Here is a 15484-nt window from a genome sequence, read left to right on the forward strand (position 1 = left end):
GTTCAGCGATCGGGTGCGGGTCCGGTCGACTGGCCGACGATCAATTCCGCATCGAGATGCAAGGATGACGGTTCGCGCTCCGGGTCGGCGATGTGGTCGAGCAGCAGTTCGGCGGCGCGCTGGCCGGCATAGCGCACGGACGAACGCGTACAGGTGAAAATCGGAACTTCGCCGCTGTTCGGCAGGAACGAGAGAGCGTCGTCATGGGTTATGATGGAGACGTCTTTCCCGGTTTCCAGCCCGCACTGGCCGATGGCGCGCGCGACGCCGATGGCCGAAATCATCGAGGACACCAGAAAGGCGGTCGGCGGGTTGCCGGACCTGAGCATCTCCATGGCATTGTCACAGCCGTACGGCTCCGTCATGTCGGAACTGCGCATGATCTCAGTGTCCGGGGTCAGGCCTCTCGCCTTGAGGGCGTCTTCAAAGCCCACGCGGCGCCGGCGGGCAAAGTCCATGTGCTCGAGGCCGTTCAACAGGGCGATCCGCTTGTGACCGAGATCGAGAAGCAGGTTCGTCGCCCGCTCGAAGGCGCGCCGGTTGTTCATGTCGACCCAGGACGTTTCCTTTTCGGCTCCGGGGATGCGGCCGTGAACGACGAAGGGAAGGTTGATCTGGCGCAGCAGCCTGTGCCGGCTCTCGTCAGCCGCGGGGCCATGAATGATCACGCCGTCGGCTTTCTTGCGGGAGGCGATCTGGCGGTAGGCATCTTCCTCGTGATCGTCCTCGACCACCGAAATGATCATGTCGTAGCCGTGCTTGGAATAGGTTTCGCCGGCACCGGCAATGAATTCCAGGAAGATCGGGTTCATCATCTCGTGGATCGATCGCGGGATGACATGGCCGATCGCCATCGATCGTCCTGTGGCAAGGCGCCGGGCCTGGCTGTTGGGGGCGTATCCGAGCTTCTCCGCCATTTCGGCAACCCTGCGCCGCGTTTCGGCACTGACTTCCGGATATCCGTTCAATGCACGGCTGACGGTCGTCTGCGAAAGTTGCAGTCGATTCGACAGTTCCTTCAGATTCACACCCTTGCTCATGTATGCCCAAAACGCTTTGAAAGCGCCCTCCCTTCAGGCTGTTATTGAAATGCAACATTAATTCGTGAGTTGTTCGCTTGACAAGTCCGAAGCGTAGCGACATGTTTAGGGCAAATCCAAAGCGGTTTGGATGCCGGGTTCCGGTTGGTTTGCTGCATGAGGGAGGAGCCTCGGTATTGCTGCCGGCTGGTAAGGTGTGCCACTTTAAAGGGAATGTCCCGCCAAGGGGACAATCTGGGAGGACTGACATGAAATCACGTTTGATGGCCTGTGCGGCCGGTTTGGCACTGAGCGTTTCGCTGGGACTTGGAAGCGCTTCTGCAGAGTTGCAATTCCCTCCGGGCGAGGGTCCCTTCACCTGGGACAGCTACACTGCGTGGGCGGAAAGTGCGCCCGATCTCTCGGGACAGACCGTGACGATCGCTGGTCCGTGGCTGCAGCCGGAAGACGGCTACTTCCGCAATGTGCTCGCCTATTTCACGGAGGCAACCGGTGCTGAAGTCATCTACACCGGTTCCGATTCCTTCGAACAGCAGATCGTGATCGACGCGGAAGCGGGCGCGGCGCCGAACATCGCCGTCTTCCCGCAACCGGGCCTTGCGTCGGACATGGCATCGCGCGGTCTCCTGCAGCCGCTTCCCGAGGGCATGGCAAGCTGGGTCGGTGACAATTACGGCGCGGGCGAAAGCTGGGTCAATCTCGGCACCTACAAGGACGGTGACGGCAACGACCAGCTTTTCGGCTTCTTCTACAACGTCAACGTCAAGAGCCTCGTCTGGTACGTGCCGGAGAATTTCGAGGATGCCGGCTACGAAGTGCCGGAGTCCATGGAAGACCTCAAGGCGCTGACCGAGCAGATCGTCGCCGACGGCGAAACACCGTGGTGCATCGGCCTTGGGTCGGGCGCTGCGACCGGATGGCCGGCGACGGACTGGGTGGAAGACATGATGCTGCGCACCCAGCCGGCAGACGTTTACGACCAGTGGGTCGCGAACGAAATTCCGTTCAATGACGAACGCGTTGTCGCGGCCATCGAGGAATTCGGCTGGTTCGCCCGTGACGACGACAAGGTTGCCGGCGGTGCCGATGCAGTCGCCTCGACCGACTTCCGCGACAGCCCGAAGGGCCTGTTCTCCTCGCCGCCGCAGTGCTACCTGCACCGCCAGGCTTCGTTCGTTCCGGCCTTCTTCCCGGACGGGGTCGAGTTCGGCGCGGATGTCGACTTCTTCTATTTCCCTGCCTATGCGGAAAAAGATCTCGGCAACCCGGTACTGGGTGGCGGAACGCTGATGGCCATCACCACGCCGTCTGACGCGACCACGGAGCTGATGAAGTTCTTCCAGCTGCCGCTGTCTCATGAAATCATGATGGCCCAGACCGGCTTCCTGACGCCGCACAAGGGCGTCAATCTCGACGCCTATCTGAACGACACGCTGCGGGGCCAGGGTGAGATCCTGATCAATGCGACGACCTTCCGCTTCGACGGATCCGACCTGATGCCGGGTGGTGTCGGTGCCGGCACGTTCTGGACAGGTATGGTCGACTACACCGGCGGCAAGGACGCTGCCGCGGTCACCAAAGAGATCCAGGAAAGCTGGGACGCTCTGAAGTAACACTTCACCGGCCGTCTGTCCGCGTGGCAGACGGCCGGTCGTTTCGGGCCAGGGGGCGCCAGCTTCGCGCATCAGCCTGAGCACGCAAGTGTTGTCCGGCTCGACCGGAAAACCTCCATAATAACATATGGGATGGAACGGCCATGTTTGCGGATAACCCGGCACTCCTCGGGTTGGCGACCATCGTTATCGGCGTCGGTGCCTGCCTTGGTTACTTCTTCTTGTCGAACGTAGTTCTGGACAAGGTCATCTTTCCGGCTTCCGGACCGAATGCGGGCCGGAACATCAACCGGGCGAACATGGTGCGGCCCTGGCTGTTTCTGTTCCCGGCCCTGTTCGCGCTGCTGCTTTATCTTGCCTATCCGGTCTTCGAAACGCTACGTCTTTCGCTGACGGACCGGGACCAGGGCGGCGCGTTCGTCGGACTTGCCAATTACCAGCAGATGATGGCGGAACCCAAGTTCTGGGAGGCCGTGCGCAACAACATGCTCTGGCTGATCGTGGTGCCGGCCATCTCCACCGCTTTCGGTCTTCTCGTCGCACAGCTGACGGACCGGATCAGATGGGGCAACCTTGCCAAGTCCCTCATCTTCATGCCGATGGCGATTTCCTTCGTCGGCGCGTCGGTCATCTTCAAGCTGATCTATGACACCCGGCCGGAGGATCAGAACCAGATCGGTATCCTGAACGCCGTCTGGCTGAAATTCGACGGTGGCATCGGATCGGTGCTGATGCTGCAGGTGCTGCCCTCGATGCTGCTCATCGGGTTCATCGTCATCGTCGCCTCCGTCGCCTGGTCATTCGCACGCGGCATCATCGCCAAGGGCGAAGACAAATCCGTCTGGTTGCTGCCGCTCCGGCTGCTCGTCGCGGGCGGTGCCCTGTGGCTGATCTGGGTCTCCGTCAGTTCCCTGCTCGGGCTCTGGATCGGTGAACTCCCTTATGGTGAAGCGCAGACCTGGCTGACCATTCCGCTGTGGAACAACTTCTTCCTGATGGTCGTGCTGATCTGGATCCAGACCGGCTTCGCGATGGTGATCCTGAGTGCGGCCCTGCGCGGCATTCCGGAAGAAACAGTCGAGGCAGCCATCATCGACGGGGCCAACCCCTTCCAGATTTTCTTCAAGATCAAGGTGCCGCAGATCATGGGTACGATCGTGGTTGTCTGGACGACAATCACGCTCACCGTTCTGAAGGTCTTCGATATCGTCTTCGCGATGACCAATGGTCAGTGGGAGACGCAGGTCCTGGCGAACTACATGTACGACAAGCTGTTCCGCGCCAATGACTGGGGAGTCGGCTCCGCGAGCGCGATCGTCATCATGCTGCTGGTGACGCCGATCCTCGTCTGGAACGTCTACAACGCGCGCAAGGAGATGAGATAATGGCCACGATCGCCGGCAAGAAATCCGGACTGGTTTGGGCAGTCCATATCTCCGTCGTTTTCCTTGTTCTCCTGTGGCTGTTTCCGACGATCGGCCTGTTCGTGTCGTCGTTTCGGACCGCCGACCAGATCTCGAGTTCCGGCTGGTGGGCGGCGCTGTTCGAGTCCGAACAGAACGAGGTCTACCGGGCCGCCGATCCGGACGACAACCGGGTTGCCGACGGCGACATGTTCGTGGTGAGCGGAAACATCTTCGAGGGTGATCCCCGCCAGATCCGGGCCTGGGGCATCTCGTCCAGGGACGTCTCCGCGTTTCAGCCCGGTGAAACCGCGGAGATGAAGGACGGCGAAAGCGTCACGCTCGACGCCGACGGCAATTATGTCTGGCGCGGCAACGACAAGCAGTTGTCGGGGCGCGGGCAGCGTATCTTCATTACCGCGACGGTTCCGCCCGAGTTCACGATCGACAATTACCGCACGATCCTGTTTTCCGGCTCGGGCCAGGACAACATGGCGAAGGCCTTCTTCAATACGCTGACGGTCACGATCCCCGCAACGATCATACCGATCGTGGTCGCGGCCTTTGCCGCCTATGCGCTCGCCTGGATGGAATTTCCCGGCCGTGCGCTGCTGATCGCGGCGGTCGTGGGGCTGCTTGTCGTGCCATTGCAGCTGGCGCTCATACCGCTGTTGCGGCTGCATCTCGGCATCGGGATCGGCAAGGGATATCTCGGGGTCTGGCTTGCGCACACGGCCTTCGGCATGCCGCTGGCCGTCTATCTGCTTCGAAACTACATGGTCGGGCTTCCCCGGGATATCATCGAGAACGCCAAGGTCGACGGCGCCACCGATTTCCAGATCTTCACCCGGATCATCCTTCCGCTCAGTTTTCCCGCCCTCGCGTCGTTCGCCATCTTCCAGTTCCTGTGGACGTGGAACGATCTGCTGGTCGCAAAGGTGTTCCTGATCGACGCGACGGGCTCGACGACGGTCATGACCAACCAGATCGTCGAACTGCTCGGCACACGCGGCGGCAACTGGGAAATCCTGGCGACAGCGGCCTTCGTCTCGATTGCCGTTCCGCTGGCCGTCTTCTTCGCGATGCAGCGGTACCTGGTTCGTGGTCTCCTAGCAGGATCGGTCAAGTAACATGAACAAGAAACACATTGGGGAGCAGCCGGCATGACCTCCTTGTCCTTGAAAGATGTCAGCAAGTCCTATGGTGAAATCGAAGTTCTGCGGAACATCAACCTTGAGATCGAGCAGGGCGAGCTGATCGTATTCGTCGGGCCGTCGGGATGCGGAAAGTCCACCTTGCTCCGCATGATTGCCGGTCTGGAGAAGATCACGGGTGGCACGCTTGAGATCGATGATGTGGTCGTCAATGACGTGCCTCCGGCCCAGCGCGGTATCGCGATGGTGTTCCAGTCCTACGCGCTTTATCCGCACATGACGGTCTATGACAACATGGCCTTCGCCCTGCGGCTGGCGCACAAGTCGAAGGAAGAGATCGACAAGGCCGTCAAGAGCGCGGCCGAAACGCTGCAGCTCACGCAGTATCTCGACCGGCTGCCGAAAGCGCTGTCGGGCGGGCAGCGCCAGAGGGTCGCCATCGGCCGCTCGATCGTGCGCGATCCGAAGGTGTTCCTGTTCGACGAACCGCTGTCCAACCTGGACGCGGCGCTCAGGGTGGCCACGAGGATCGAGATTGCGCAGCTCAAGGAGAGCATGCCGGAAAGCACGATGATCTACGTCACCCACGACCAGGTGGAAGCGATGACGCTGGCCAGCCGGATTGTCGTGCTGCACGGTGGCAATGTCGAACAGTTCGGCGCACCGCTGGACCTTTACGAGCGTCCCGCAAACACGTTCGTGGCGCAGTTCATCGGGTCGCCGGCCATGAACCTGATCACGGCCGAAGTGACGGCAACCGGCCACGTGACGTCGGTCAAGATGTCCGACGGCGGTCACGCGGATGTTCCCATTCAATCGCGCGACGGCGACATTGCAAATGCCGTCAAGCTCGGCGTGCGTCCCGAAGATCTCACGGTTACCGAAAGCAACGACTATCTCGTGTCCGCGGAAGTCGAGATTGTCGAGGCGCTGGGCGAGACGACGGTGCTCTATTTCAAGTCGCGGAACGGAGAAGATGCGCTCATCGCCAAGCTTCCCGGTATTCACAAGATCGACAAGGGTACGACCATCCGTCTGACGGCGGTTCCGGAAAAGCTGCATCTGTTCGACAGCGACGGCAAATCGTTCCTGTACCGTTAGGGTGCGGACCCTGGCCAGACGGACCGATTTTCCGTCTGCAGGGCATTTGACCACCCGGGTTCGCCGAAAGACGCAGCCTGGAGACGACAGCCCGTTTACCTGAGTTTCCGGCGTGCCCGCCGGTCGACGCAGCCTGCCCGCGCAGGCGGCCACGCGCTTGTTTTGCAGCCTGTTCGCGCCGTGCCCGACCTCCGCCGGCGCGAATTTCTGCCGGCATCCCGTTGTTTTCACGTCTGTTCGTTCTTGTCATATGATTTTCATATGAACGTCGAATTATGTTCATATGAAAATGGTGTATGATGTTTCAGGAACGGTTCCCCTCGCGGCCGTTCAAGTGACGTCTAATGAAACCAGGCCGGTTCCGGCCGGTTTGGGCAACGGGCACAGACATAGATGCGCACCTTGGGCCAGATAGAAATTTCCAAACGCCAGGCCGAGATCACCGATCTCGTTCAGAAGACCGGTTTTGCGTCCGTCGAAGACCTCGCCGAGCGTTTTGATGTAACGACGCAGACCATCCGCCGGGACGTCAACGGCCTGTGCGAACTCGGCATGCTTCGCCGGACCCATGGCGGTGTCGAACCGCCTGCCCCTGCCTCGAACATTCACTATTCGACCCGGCAGATCCTCAATCTGCGGCAGAAGCAACAGATCGCGAGACTCGTGGCGGAGCGGATAAAGAACCATCAGTCGCTGGCATTTTCCATCGGCACGACACCGGAGATCGTGATGCAGGCGCTGGCAGGCCACGAGCAGCTGGCGATCTTCACGAACAATCTGAATGTCGCCTTCACCGCGTCCAGCAACCCTTCGTTTCAGGTGACGATCGCCGGTGGACGCCTCCGGCACGGGGACCGCGACATCCTGGGGTCGGCAGCGCAGGACTTCTTTTCGAACTACAAGGTCGATGTCGGCGTTTTCGGCGTTGCCGGTGTCGATGAAGACGGCACCCTGCTCGATTTTCACGAAGACGAAGTTGCCGCGCGCCAGTCCATCTTGAAGAATTGCCGCACGTCCTGCCTGGTTCTGGATCACAGCAAGTTCGGACGCAGCGCGCATGTGCGCGGCGGTCATCTCACGGATGTCGACGCCGTATTCTGCGACCGCCCGGTTCCCGCGGTCTTTCTTGAAAGCCTCAAGGGTTCCAAGACGGACGTCTTCATTGCGGATCAGGAGGGAGCAGCCTGATGGCGGAAACTGCCCTTGAGATATCCGGCAAGCCGATCACGCTTGAACACGTTTCGCGGTCCTGGGGAGAAACGGTGGCCGTCGACGACCTGTCGATCGAGGTGGCTGCCGGTTCCTTCACGGCATTGCTCGGTCCTTCGGGCTGCGGCAAGTCCACCACCTTGCGCATGATCGCAGGGCTCGAAAGCGTCAGCGCGGGACGGATCCTGATCGGTGGCGACGATGTGACCGGGAAGCCGTCCTCCAAGCGCGATCTGTCGATGGTGTTTCAATCCTATGCCCTGTTTCCGCATCTGAGCGTCGCCGAGAATATCATCTTCGGGCTGAAGGTGCGCCGGGTGAACCGGAGCGAGCGCGATGCGCGCCTGAAGCGTGTTGCCGACCTCCTGGGCCTGTCGCTTCTGCTGGAGCGCAAGCCGGGCCAGCTCTCGGGCGGACAGCAGCAGCGTGTGGCGCTCGGCCGCGCGATCATCGGCGAGAAACCCATCTGCCTGATGGATGAACCGCTGTCCAATCTCGACGCCAAGCTCCGGCACGAAATGCGCCTGGAGATCCGGTCGCTGCAACAGCAGCTCGGTTTCACGATGGTGTATGTGACGCACGACCAGGTGGAGGCGATCACCATGGCCGACCAGGTCGTGCTCCTGAACGAGGGTCAGCTGGAACAGGCGGCAGAACCGCGTGAGCTCTACGAGAAACCGGCCAGCCCCTTTGCAGCGAAATTCATCGGGACGCCGCCCATGAATCTTTTTCCGGCGAACGCCTTCAAGAAACTGTCCACCGCGCCGGATTTCCAGCTCGGCATCCGTCCGGAGGCGATGCACCTTGCCGACGACGGGCCCATGACGGCCGACATCAGGGCCGTTGAATATCTGGGCGCAGACATACTGGCCGATTGCGTCGTTGCCGATACCTCCTTCCAGGTGCGGTTGCCGACCAACCGATCCGTGGCGCCGGGGCAATCGATCCAACTGGGATTCGAACCCGACGCCCTTCACGTTTTCGACGCCGATACAGGCCGGCGGCGGGACGACCTCGTGACCGAATTCGGAACGCTGTTGCGTTCCTGACCGACTGCGCGCGCCTGCGTAGATCAGCCGCAATGATGCGGATGTTCAAACCTTAGGAAGTATTGAGATGTTGAAGTCCACTTTCCTGAAAGCCGTTGCGGCAACGGCTCTTACGTTCAGCACCTGGGCGTCCGCTCAGGCCGTTGACCTGCAGTTTTATTTCCCGGTCGCCGTTGGCGGTACGGCCGCTGAAACCATCCAGGAGCTGACGAATGAATATGTCGCCCAGAACCCGGATGTGAACATCGATGCTGTCTACGCCGGTTCCTACCAGGACACGGTTGCCAAGGCGATCACCGCGTCGCGTGGCGGTAATCCGCCCCAACTGTCCGTGATCCTGTCCGTCGACATGTTCACGCTGATCGACGAAGACCTGATCGTGCCGTTCGACGACTATCTCTCCGGCGACGAAGACAAGACATGGATCGAGGGGTTTTACCCGGCATTCATGGAAAACAGCCAGACCGGCGGCAAGACCTACGGTATTCCGTTCCAGCGCTCGACGCCGGTGCTCTACTGGAACAAGGAAGCTTTCAAGGAAGCCGGTCTCGACCCGGATGTCGCGCCTGAAACCTGGGATGAAATGGTCGAGTTCGGCAAGAAGCTGACCAAGAAGGACGCCAGCGGCAAGGTCACCCAGTGGGGCGTGCGCATTCCCTCGTCCGGTTTCCCCTACTGGCTGTTCCAGGGCCTGGCCATCCAGAATGGCGCGATCCTGGCCAATGCCGACGGCAACAAGACCAATTTCGACGATCCGAAAGTTGTCGAAGCGCTTCAGTACCTGGTCGATCTGAGCACCAAGGACGCGGTCATGGCGCCTGGCATCATCGAATGGGGTGCGACACCGAAAGCGTTCTTCGAGGGGCAGACGGCGATGATGTGGACGTCCACCGGCAACCTGACCAACGTGCGCAACAACGCGCCGTTCGATTTCGGTGTTGCCATGCTGCCGGCCAAGGAAACCCGCGGTGCGCCGACGGGCGGCGGCAACTTCTATCTGTTCAAGGGAGCATCCGACGAGCAGTCCAAGGCCGCGGTCGAGTTCGTGAAGTGGATCACCGCTCCGGAACAGGCCGCGAAGTGGACCATCGCAACCGGTTATGTGGCGCCGCGTGCAGAAACCTGGGACACGGAAACGATGAAAGCCTACACGGCCGACTTCGCTCCGGCCCTTGTTGCCCGCGACCAGCTGGAGTTTGCCAAGGCGGAGCTTTCCACCTTCCAGAACCAGCGCGTTACCGGCCTCTTCAACGACGCCCTGGCGTCCGCGATCACGGGACAGAAAGACCCCGCCACGGCGCTGAAGGAAGCGCAGGAACAGGCTGACAAGATCCTGGCAGAGTATCGCTAAGGTCCTGTCGAAGCGGAGCGCCACCCCACTGAGGCGCTCCGCATTCATTCAACTGAATTCAACGGTCTGACTGGGACGACGATGCGGGAACTGAAACTGAAACGGGACTGGATCCACGGATGGCTGCTGCTGCTGCCGGCGCTGGTGTTCCTGTTTGCCTTCACGCACATTCCGGCGGTCACGACCCTGATCAACAGTTTCTTCTCGACGCCGCGCGGCCGCCGGTCGGCGAAATTCATCGGTCTCGACAACTATGACCGCATGATCAACGACCCGGTGTTCTGGAAAGTGCTGTGGAACAATCTGTGGTTTGCGCTGGGCACGATCCCGGCTTCCGTTGCGCTGGCGATCGTCATGGCCCTGTGGGTCAACGACAAGCTGGCGGGGCGCAGTTTCGTGCGCATGGCCTATTTCACCCCCACCGTCCTACCGCTGATCGCCGTCGCCAATATCTGGCTGTTCTTCTATACGCCCGGCTTCGGCCTGTTCGACCAGATCACAGGGTTCCTTTTCGGGTGGCCTGCGAGCAACTACCTCGGCAACCCCGACACCGCGCTCAACGCGATCATCGTGGTGACCGTCTGGAAGGAAGCCGGCTTCTTCATGATCTTCTACCTTGCCGCGCTGCAGGCGATCCCGGTTTCGCTGAAGGAGGCGGCGCAAATCGAGGGGGCAGGGCGCTGGACGATCTTCTGGCGGATCACCTTCCCGCTACTGATGCCGACGACGCTTTTTGTCTGCGTCAATGCGGTGATCAATTCCTTCCGCCTGGTGGACCATATCTTCATCCTGACGGACGGCGGCCCGGACAATGCCTCCGCACTCCTGCTCTTCTACATCTATGAAGTCGCGTTCCGTTTCTGGGAAACGGCCTATGGCGCGACGCTGACGGTTGCGCTTCTCGCGCTGTTGTCGCTGCTGGCGATCGGGCAGTTCTTCTTTTTCGACCGGAAGGTGCATTACAAATGACCGGCTCTTCCGATGTCTTCGACCGCGCGCTCAACACCATTGCCGCCTGGGCTCTTGCGCTGCTCTGGGTTCTGCCGCTGGCCTATGCGGTCTGGACCGCGTTTCACCCGGCTGCCTACGAGGCGCGGTTTGAACTGTTTGCGCCCCTGACGCTGGAGAATTTTTCAAAGGCCTGGGATGCGGCACCGTTCGCCCGCTACTTCCTGAACACCTTCATCCTGGTGACGATGATCCTGGCGGGCCAGTTTTTCCTGTGTACGCTCGCGGCATTTGCCTTCGCCCGGTTCGAGTTCCCGGGGCGCAACATCCTGTTTGCGCTGGTGCTGCTGCAGCTTCTGGTCATGCCGGACATCCTGATGGTCGAGAACTACAAGACCATGCGGCTCCTCGATCTCGTCGATACCATCCCGGCCATTGCCTTGCCCTATATCGCGTCCGGCTTCGGCATCTTCCTGCTGCGGCAGACCTTCATGACCATTCCGAAGGAGCTGGACGAGGCGGCCCGCATCGAAGGGGCGTCGGTTCTCGGGGTGCTCTGGAAGGTCTATATCCCGCTCGCAAAGCCGACTTATCTCGCCTATGGCCTGGTGTCGGTGAGCCATCACTGGAACAACTTCCTGTGGCCGCTGATCGTGACAAATTCCGTCGAGACGCGTCCCGTCACGGTCGGCCTGAGCATCTTCTCGGCCATCGACAGCGGTATCGAATGGTCCGTGATCAACGCGGCGACTTTGATGACCTCCGGGCCGCTGCTGATTGCGTTTCTCCTGTTCCAGCGGCAGTTTGTGCAGAGCTTTATGCGGGCCGGCATCAAATAGAATTTCCTGGCGTCAACCGGCCAAATCTTCGGAAATTTTCGCGCGGTGGCGGGTTTCGGTACAGGTTGGCATGACCGGTCAGCCACCGAATTCAATCTTTAGGATGATTGACGCGCGCTGCATTCATGCTATTAACTCAAGGCGAATTTAAATGGATTTAAATTGCAGAAATCAGCGAGTTTGAACAACGCTGTCCGCTGTGATTTCCTGGGAGGAAACCTGTGTCCAAAACTTTTCTGGCCGTCGGCGAATGCATGGTCGAGATGGCTCCGACCGGTCAAGGCACGTTTGCCATGGGATTTGCCGGAGACACGCTGAACACGGCCTGGTATGCGCGCAAGTGCCTGCCGTCAGACTGGACCGTCGGCTACTGCACCGCGGTCGGCCGCGACCAGGTCTCGGACCAGATGGTTGGGTTTCTGCAGCAGTCCGGTATCGACGTCGGACCGGTCCGGCGGCTGGACGACAGGACCGTCGGACTTTACATGATCCAGCTCAAGAATGGGGAGCGCAGCTTTGCCTACTGGCGGTCCCAGGCCGCAGCGCGTCAGCTCGCAGCTGACGCCGGTCAGCTGCAGGCAGCCGTTGACGATGCCGCGCTGATCTATTTCAGCGGTATCACCCTTGCGATCCTGCCGGAACGGGATCGCGATACCTTTTTCGACGCGCTGAGAGCTGCCCGTGCCCGCGGCGCCAAAACGGCGTTCGATCCGAACTTGCGCCCGCGTCTCTGGGAAACGGAAGACACGATGCGCGCCTGTGTCACCGAAGCTGCCGGGCTGTGCGACTTCGTCATGCCGTCCTTCGAGGACGAGCTGGCCCATTTCGGGGATCGGGCGGCAGATGTCAGCGCCGACCGGTACCTGTCGGCCGGGGCCGACATGGTCGTGGTCAAGAACGGGCCGGAAGAGGTCATCTGCGCCTCCAGCGAAAGCCGGCAGGCGTTTCAGCCCAGGCCGGTCTCCAACATCGTCGACACGACCGCCGCCGGAGACAGCTTCAACGCGGCGTTTCTGGCGGAGTACTTGGTCAGCGGCAACATTGCCGCCAGTGTCGATGCAGGTGCCCGGCTCGCCGGAACCGTGATCCAGCACCGCGGCGCGCTGGTGGACTGCTTCGAGCCTGCCTGAACCACGGTCAGATGACGGCGCTGTCGGTGGCGGTGACGGTGGTTTCGTCCAGGTTGAGGCCTTCGAATTCCTTGACCGTGCTGAGGCTCAGCAACGTCTTCATCTGCGCGACCGACGGGATCTGTGACAGCCTGCCCCTGTAGAGCTTCTCGTAAGCTGCCGTGTTCTTCGTCATCAGCCGTATCAGATAATCGAATTCGCCGGAAATCAGGTGGCATTCCAGGACCTCCGGCATGCGCGCTATCTCGTCCTCGAACGCGAGTGCGTCCTCCCTGCGCGGACTGGTCAGTTTCACCTCGATGAAAACCTGCATTTCCAGGTTCAGCGATGCCCGGTCCAGCCGGACCGTGTAGGCCTCGATAATCCCGCTCGATTCCAGAAGTTTGACCCGCCGGTGGCATGCCGACAGGGACAGTCCAACCTGCTCCGACAGCCGCGCCATCGAAATGCGGCTGTTTTTCTGCAAAATCGAAAGTATTTTCTGATCAAGCCGATCCATCGTAATAATTCCGAAAAATTTGTGATTTTTCGATAATTATTGAGAAAATTTCTGAATTCAATTGAAAAATGAGAACCTTTCCTTTGCAACGTGGGATATCGTTTCCTCTACGGCATGGGGCCGTTGAAAAGGGGAACCTAAATGAACAAGAAAATAGTCGTCGGCTACGACGGCAGCAGCGCATCGGACAACGCGGTCGATTTCGCTGTTAACTTGGCAAAGGCCAGTCAAGCGGGGCTTGTGATTGCACATGTACTTGAATGGTCGCCTTACACCTTCCTGACGCCAAACGAAATTGAAGAGCGGCACGCGCGCAGGACCGAGGAGCTTGAGCGTGCGCGCAAGGCCGTGCTCGATCCCGTGATGCAGAAGCTTTCGAGCGACGGCCTGGAAGCGACATCCGAACTTCGGTACGGGCACATTGCCGAAACGCTGATCAAGATTGCCGACGAGGACGGTGTCGAGCAGATCGTGATTGGCCGGACGGGGCACTCGCAGCTGTCCACCCGGGTGTTCGGATCCGTCGCGGGCAGCCTTGCACAGGCGGCACCGGTGCCGGTGACCATCGTTCCATAAAATTTCCAGGGGCTCAGAAAATGAAAAAATCCTTCGCAGCGGCTCTTGCCGCCTCCATTGTCCTTGCCTGCACGATGCCGGCGATGGCTCAATCCATCGACGAACAGGTCAACACGCTGTTCGCAAATTCGACAGGCTGGTTCGTCAGCTTCATCTTCAGCCCGTTTCCCGGAACGTCGTTTCCGTGGATCGTCGGCTGGCTGGTGATCGCGGCAACCGTCTTCACGATCTATTTCGGCTTCATCCAGTTCCGAGCGTTTCCGCATTCGATCGCGCTGGTGCGCGGCGACTATTCGGATCCGGAAGATGCCGGTGAGGTCAGCCATTTCCAGGCGTTGGCGACAGCCCTTTCTGGCACCGTCGGTCTCGGCAACATTGCCGGTGTCGCGGTTGCCGTGGGCATCGGCGGTCCGGGTGCGACCTTCTGGATGATCCTTGCCGGGCTGATGGGCATGGCGTCCAAGTTCACCGAGTGTACCCTCGGCGTGAAGTACCGGAACGAATATCCGGACGGCACCGTCTCGGGCGGACCGATGTACTACATGACCAAGGGATTCGAGGAGCGCGGGTTGCCTGCCGGCAAGATCCTCGCGGTGATGTTCGCGATCTTCTGTATCCTTGGCGCGTTCGGCGGCGGAAACATGTTCCAGGCCAACCAGGCGCATGCGCAGATCGCCAACGTGGTCGGCGACTACCCGGGCTGGATCACCGGTCTCATCTTCGCGGCCATCGTCTTCGCGGTGATCGTCGGCGGTCTGAAATCAATCGCTTCGGTCACGGAAAAGGTCGTTCCGTTCATGGGCGTTCTCTATGTCCTGACCGCACTTGTCATTCTGCTGATGCATGCGGACAAGATCGGCTGGGCCTTCGGTCAGATCTTTGAAGGTGCGTTTACCGGTCTCGGCGTCGCCGGCGGCTTTGTCGGCGCCCTGATTCAGGGCTTCAAGCGGGCGGCATTTTCCAACGAGGCCGGTGTCGGTTCCGCCGCAATCGCGCACTCGGCCGTGCGGACCAAGGAGCCGATCACGGAAGGCTTCGTGTCGCTTCTGGAGCCGTTCATCGACACCGTCGTGATCTGCACCATGACCGCGCTGGTCATCATCATCACGGGGCAGCTGGTCTCCGATCCGGAAACCGGTCTTTACGTGCTCAATGAAGCGGGCTCCGCGATCCAGACCGTGGACGGAAACTCGGGTGTCGCCCTGACGTCCGCCGCCTTCTCGTCGGCGTTCGGGTGGTTCCAGTACGTGCTGGCCGTCGCAGTGGTGCTGTTTGCCTTCTCCACCATGATCAGCTGGTCCTATTACGGCCTGAAGGCCTGGACCTTCCTGTTCGGCGAAGGCAAGACCAAGGAACTAGTCTTCAAGGTCATCTTCTGCATCTTCGTGGTAATCGGAGCAGCGGCCAGCCTCGGCCCGGTCATCGACTTCTCCGACGCGGCGATCTTCGCCATGGCGGTTGTCAACATCGTGGCGCTCTACGCGCTGATGCCGATCGTCAAGCGTGAACTGGACAGCTACCTGACGCGGCTGAAGAGCAACGAAATCAAGAAGTTCACCTGATTTCTGCGCG

At 60.3% G+C, this 15484-nt stretch carries 14 protein-coding genes; 12 read left to right on the top strand and 2 right to left on the bottom strand.

Annotated features, from left to right (window positions below; all coding sequences use genetic code 11):
* Positions 1 to 2: 2 nt before the first annotated feature.
* Positions 3 to 1040 (bottom strand): LacI family DNA-binding transcriptional regulator, encoded by a 1038-nt coding sequence (locus ACO08A_RS15120; RefSeq protein ID WP_421979702.1) that lies wholly within the window; start codon positions 1038 to 1040, stop codon positions 3 to 5.
* A 248-nt stretch (positions 1041 to 1288) separates the two neighbouring features.
* Between ACO08A_RS15120 and ACO08A_RS15125 the strand changes: the two genes are divergently transcribed.
* The 10 genes from ACO08A_RS15125 to ACO08A_RS15170 all read left to right on the top strand — a co-directional run bounded on the left by ACO08A_RS15125 (position 1289) and on the right by ACO08A_RS15170 (position 12837).
* Positions 1289 to 2653: an ABC transporter substrate-binding protein gene (locus ACO08A_RS15125; protein WP_422036840.1), complete on the top strand. Its 1365-nt coding sequence runs from the start codon at positions 1289 to 1291 to the stop codon at positions 2651 to 2653.
* 143 nt (positions 2654 to 2796) lie between these two features.
* Complete coding sequence (locus tag ACO08A_RS15130; RefSeq protein WP_422036841.1) at positions 2797 to 4038, top strand: carbohydrate ABC transporter permease; 1242 nt, start codon at positions 2797 to 2799, stop codon at positions 4036 to 4038.
* Positions 4038 to 5186, top strand: coding sequence for a carbohydrate ABC transporter permease (locus tag ACO08A_RS15135; protein ID WP_422036842.1), 1149 nt, complete (start codon positions 4038 to 4040; stop codon positions 5184 to 5186). Before ACO08A_RS15130 ends, ACO08A_RS15135 begins: the two co-directional genes overlap by 1 nt.
* 33 nt (positions 5187 to 5219) lie before the next feature.
* Entirely contained in the window at positions 5220 to 6311 is a 1092-nt protein-coding gene (locus ACO08A_RS15140; protein ID WP_422036843.1) for an ABC transporter ATP-binding protein, read from the top strand.
* Positions 6312 to 6713: 402 nt separating this feature from the next.
* The gene (locus tag ACO08A_RS15145) at positions 6714 to 7499 is read left to right on the top strand and encodes a DeoR/GlpR family DNA-binding transcription regulator (protein WP_422036844.1); all 786 of its coding nucleotides are present in this window, start codon (positions 6714 to 6716) and stop codon (positions 7497 to 7499) included.
* A complete protein-coding gene (locus ACO08A_RS15150) occupies positions 7499 to 8569 on the top strand; it encodes an ABC transporter ATP-binding protein (RefSeq protein ID WP_422036845.1) in 1071 nt (356 codons plus the stop codon). The genes ACO08A_RS15145 and ACO08A_RS15150 overlap by 1 nt, the downstream gene beginning before the upstream one ends.
* Before the next feature lie 67 nt (positions 8570 to 8636).
* A complete protein-coding gene (locus ACO08A_RS15155) occupies positions 8637 to 9920 on the top strand; it encodes an ABC transporter substrate-binding protein (protein WP_422036846.1) in 1284 nt (427 codons plus the stop codon).
* Between the two features lie 81 nt (positions 9921 to 10001).
* On the top strand, positions 10002 to 10889 hold the full coding sequence (locus ACO08A_RS15160) for a carbohydrate ABC transporter permease (RefSeq protein ID WP_421979694.1): 888 nt from the start codon (positions 10002 to 10004) through the stop codon (positions 10887 to 10889).
* Positions 10886 to 11707 carry a carbohydrate ABC transporter permease gene (locus tag ACO08A_RS15165; protein ID WP_422036847.1) on the top strand — a complete coding sequence of 274 codons (822 nt, stop codon included), beginning with the start codon at positions 10886 to 10888 and terminating at the stop codon, positions 11705 to 11707. The genes ACO08A_RS15160 and ACO08A_RS15165 overlap by 4 nt, the downstream gene beginning before the upstream one ends.
* Positions 11708 to 11928: 221 nt before the next feature.
* Positions 11929 to 12837, top strand: a complete 909-nt coding sequence (locus tag ACO08A_RS15170; protein ID WP_422036848.1) for a sugar kinase — start codon at positions 11929 to 11931, stop codon at positions 12835 to 12837.
* A gap of 7 nt (positions 12838 to 12844) precedes the next feature.
* Here ACO08A_RS15170 and ACO08A_RS15175 read toward each other — a convergent pair whose 3' ends face one another.
* The gene (locus ACO08A_RS15175; protein WP_422036849.1) at positions 12845 to 13336 is read right to left on the bottom strand and encodes an Lrp/AsnC family transcriptional regulator; all 492 of its coding nucleotides are present in this window, start codon (positions 13334 to 13336) and stop codon (positions 12845 to 12847) included.
* Between the two features lie 141 nt (positions 13337 to 13477).
* Between ACO08A_RS15175 and ACO08A_RS15180 the strand changes: the two genes are divergently transcribed.
* A complete protein-coding gene (locus tag ACO08A_RS15180; protein ID WP_422036850.1) occupies positions 13478 to 13912 on the top strand; it encodes a universal stress protein in 435 nt (144 codons plus the stop codon).
* A gap of 20 nt (positions 13913 to 13932) precedes the next feature.
* The gene (locus ACO08A_RS15185; RefSeq protein ID WP_422036851.1) at positions 13933 to 15474 is read left to right on the top strand and encodes an alanine/glycine:cation symporter family protein; all 1542 of its coding nucleotides are present in this window, start codon (positions 13933 to 13935) and stop codon (positions 15472 to 15474) included.
* Positions 15475 to 15484: the final 10 nt, after the last annotated feature.

The organism is Roseibium sp., assembly GCF_965232425.1.
GTDB lineage: Bacteria > Pseudomonadota > Alphaproteobacteria > Rhizobiales > Stappiaceae > Roseibium.